Raw genomic sequence first — 2,362 nt, forward strand, 5'->3', positions numbered from 1 at the left:
GCGTAATCGGCGGTAAAATACGAGTAAAGGGGGTGAAGGTGATGGTTAGTCTGGAACGGAAGCAAGCTGAACAAATCATTCAAGCTGTCGGCGGTGCGACAAATATTGAACGGGTGATCCATTGCGTGACACGATTGCGTTTTTATTTAGTTGATCCTAGCAAGGTTGATTCGCCTCGGCTGGTCGCGATTGATGGCGTGGCGGGAGAGGCCTTTAATGCGCTCCTTGGTCAATATCAAGTTGTGATTGGACCTGGTGTCCATGAGGTGTATGAAATGGTGGAGAACGTCTTACAGGATGCGACACGGGAGTTGGATGCACAACCGAACGCAAGTGGTGCTTGGCAACGCGTCAAGCAGTGGGTGAAAGGCATAAAAAAAGACTACTAGGACGAATCCTAGTAGTCTTTTCTAATTACTTAGGTGAAACAACTTGCTTACCCTTGTATGAACCATCAGCGGCCACGTGGTGGTTACGTACGTAAACACCGTTTTCGTTCATGTGGATAGCAGGCGTCTTAAGTCCGCCTTGACCACCGCGACGTGAGCGCTTTGCGTTCTTTGAAGTCTTACGTGCAGGAACTGCCATATTTTTATCCTCCCTTACACCGCCGTGTCAGAAAAGAAAGGCAGTGTTTAATAATCGATTATTTTTTCAACTGTTCTAAATTACATTATTTTTTGATAGTTGTCAAGTGACGGGCGCTTTTTTCCTATTTTGGGTATGGCGATCGAACGTTGATATCACGGGCTTTCATTGTTTACAAAATATACGTAAAGTAAGATAATTAAACGTACCAAAAAACAAGGAGGCATATTTACTGATGGCAAAAGATTCAGTAAAGGATCCGTCAGTTGCAAACGCACAAGCGACTGATGGTCCAAGTTTGGCGGAAATCAACAGCACAGTGGAAGTTCCACAAGGCGGCGGATTTTTGCGGAAGTTGATGGCGTGGAGTGGACCAGGGGCATTGGTTGCCGTTGGTTACATGGACCCAGGTAACTGGATTACGTCAATTGTCGGTGGGGCACAGTATCGATACCTATTGATTTCTGTGATCTTAGTATCTAGTTTAATTGCGATGTTGTTGCAATATATGGCGGCTAAACTAGGGATTGTGGCTCAGAAAGATCTGGCCCAAATGACGCGTGATTCCACGAATAAATGGATCGGATACATCCTTTGGTTTATGACGGAATTGGCGATTATGGCAACTGAAATGGCCGAAGTTATCGGTGCAGCGATTGCCATCCACTTGCTGTTCGGTTTGCCACTTTTGTGGGGTGTGATTATCACGGCACTGGATGTTTTGCTACTCTTGCTCCTAATGAAGCTCGGGTTCCGTAAGATTGAAGGGATTGTCTTGACCCTGATTATCGTAATTCTACTTGTATTCCTATACATGGCGTTCCTAGCAAAGCCAGATATGGGGCAGGTTGCGGTAAACTTGGTACCACACCACGATATTCTGAAGCATGGTCAATTGATGTTGGCGTTGGGAATTGTGGGTGCGACGGTTATGCCACACAACTTGTATCTCCACTCATCAATTTCGCAAACGCGAAAGGTTGATCGGAGCGAGAAGAAGAACATTGCTGAAGCGATTCGTTTCACAACGTGGGACTCAAACATTCAATTAACGGGTGCGTTTGTTGTTAACTCATTATTGTTGATTGTGGGTGCGGCCTTGTTCTTCGGCCACGGTTCAGAGCTTGAAGCCTTTGGTGATTTGTTTAATGCCCTTAACGATAAAGCGATTGTTGGTGCAATTGCGAGTCCTGTCTTGAGTATGCTGTTCGCTATTGCGTTGTTGGCGTCAGGTCAAAACTCAACCATTACGGGTACCTTGACTGGTCAAATTATCATGGAAGGTTATACTCACTGGCGGATGCCAATGTGGCTACAACGAATTTTGACGCGTGGTATTGCGCTGGTTCCAATTGTGATTTTTGCCATTATCTTCGGTGCAACTGAAGGGGCCTTAGATCGTCTTTTGGTTTACTCACAAGTGTTCTTGTCAGTGGCTTTGCCGTTCTCAATGTTCCCATTGATTTACTTCACGTCATCGAAGAAGTTCATGGGCGAGTTTGTTAACCCACGTTGGGCAACTGTTCTGGGGTATGCTGTGTCAGTGATCTTGACGGGATTGAATATCCAATTGATTGTGTCGACGTTGGCACCATTGTTTAAGTAAAAGGAGGACGAGTTCATGGTAGAGGCAAAGCATTTTAAACGAGTGTTGGCGGCTGTTGATGATTCAAAGTTGGGTCAACTCGCATTAGTTAACGCTATTCACCAAGCGCAAGAAGATGATTCAGAACTGACGATTGTTTCTGTCTTTGAGGCCGAACAGATGAACGTC

General features: G+C 45.5%; 4 protein-coding genes. 3 read left to right on the forward strand and 1 reads right to left on the reverse strand.

Annotated features, from left to right (window positions below; all coding sequences use genetic code 11):
* Positions 1-389: PTS transporter subunit EIIB (locus WEIDD23_RS03415; protein WP_242865416.1), on the forward strand; the 389-nt coding region annotated here is incomplete at its 5' end.
* 25 nt (positions 390-414) lie between these two features.
* Here WEIDD23_RS03415 and rpmF read toward each other — a convergent pair.
* Positions 415-588 (reverse strand): 50S ribosomal protein L32, encoded by a 174-nt coding sequence (rpmF, locus tag WEIDD23_RS03420; RefSeq protein WP_003608705.1) that lies wholly within the window; start codon positions 586-588, stop codon positions 415-417.
* A gap of 235 nt (positions 589-823) precedes the next feature.
* On the opposite strand from rpmF, the gene WEIDD23_RS03425 reads away from it, so the two are divergent.
* Both WEIDD23_RS03425 and WEIDD23_RS03430 read left to right on the forward strand, forming a co-directional pair.
* On the forward strand, positions 824-2,194 hold the full coding sequence (locus tag WEIDD23_RS03425) for an Nramp family divalent metal transporter (RefSeq protein WP_062358757.1): 1,371 nt from the start codon (positions 824-826) through the stop codon (positions 2,192-2,194).
* A gap of 15 nt (positions 2,195-2,209) precedes the next feature.
* Positions 2,210-2,362 (forward strand): universal stress protein (locus WEIDD23_RS03430; protein WP_197458784.1); only part of this gene is annotated, 153 nt, incomplete at its 3' end.

Source organism: Weissella sp. DD23 (assembly GCF_001579105.1).
GTDB classification, from domain to species: Bacteria; Bacillota; Bacilli; order Lactobacillales; family Lactobacillaceae; genus Weissella; species Weissella cibaria.

Excerpts from the sequence above, each read along its gene's own strand:
- rpmF (WP_003608705.1), bottom strand. The coding sequence starts at position 588 with ATGGCAGTTCCTGCACGTAAGACTTCAAAGAACGCAAAGCGCTCACGT.
- WEIDD23_RS03425 (WP_062358757.1), top strand. The coding sequence starts at position 824 with ATGGCAAAAGATTCAGTAAAGGATCCGTCAGTTGCAAACGCACAAGCG.